General features: G+C 64.2%; 1 protein-coding gene. It reads left to right on the top strand.

Features of this window, described 5'->3' with window-relative positions:
- On the top strand, positions 1-1164 hold a 1164-nt coding region (glyA, locus tag ACR0CE_RS20500), incomplete at both ends, for a serine hydroxymethyltransferase (RefSeq protein ID WP_480833610.1).

Raw genomic sequence — 1164 nt, 5'->3', positions numbered from 1 at the left:
CCTGAGCTTTTTGGCTCGATCCGGTCTGAGCTGGGTCGTCAGCGCGACGAGATCGAGCTGATTGCGTCCGAGAACATCGTCTCTGCCGCCGTGATGGAGGCGCAGGGTTCGGTGATGACCAACAAATATGCCGAAGGCTACCCGGGCCGGCGCTATTACGGGGGCTGCGAGTTTGTTGATATCGCCGAGAATCTGGCCATCGACCGCGCCAAGCAGCTGTTTGGCTGTGGCTTTGCCAATGTGCAGCCGAACTCGGGCAGCCAGGCCAACCAGGGCGTGTTCCAGGCGCTGATCCAGCCCGGCGACACCATTCTGGGCATGAGCCTGGATGCCGGTGGCCACCTGACCCACGGCGCGCGGCCCAACCAGTCGGGCAAGTGGTTCAACGCCGTGCAATACGGCGTGCGCCAGCAGGACAACATGCTGGACTATGATCAGGTCGAGGCGCTGGCGAAAGAGCATAACCCCAAGCTGATCATCGCGGGCGGTTCGGCCATCCCGCGTCAGATCGACTTTGCCCGCATGCGCGAGATCGCCGACATGGTCGGCGCCTATCTGCACGTGGACATGGCGCATTTCGCCGGTCTGGTTGCGGCGGGCGAGCACCCCAGCCCGTTCCCCTACGCGCATGTGGCGACCACCACCACACACAAGACCCTGCGCGGCCCACGTGGGGGCATGATCCTGACCAATGATGAAGATATCGCTAAGAAAGTGAATTCGGCGATCTTCCCCGGCATTCAGGGCGGCCCGCTGATGCATGTGATCGCGGCCAAGGCCGTGGCCTTTGGCGAGGCGCTGCGCCCCGAGTTCAAAAGCTATATCCAGCAGGTCGTGACCAATGCGCAGGCGCTCAGCGATCAGCTGATCAAGGGCGGGCTCGACACCGTGACCCACGGCACCGACACCCATGTGGTGCTGGTCGACCTGCGCCCCAAGGGCGTCAAGGGCAACGCCACCGAAAAGGCCCTGGGCCGGGCGCATATCACCTGCAACAAGAACGGCGTGCCGTTTGACCCGGAAAAGCCGACCATCACGTCGGGCATCCGCCTTGGCAGCCCCGCCGGCACCACCCGCGGCTTTGGCGAGGCCGAGTTCCGCCAGATCGCCGACTGGATCATCGAAGTGGTCGACGGCCTGGCCGCCAACGGCGAAGACGGCAAC

This window comes from Ruegeria sp. L11, assembly GCF_056531755.1.
This window is presented reverse-complemented; position numbering and strand designations above follow the sequence as displayed.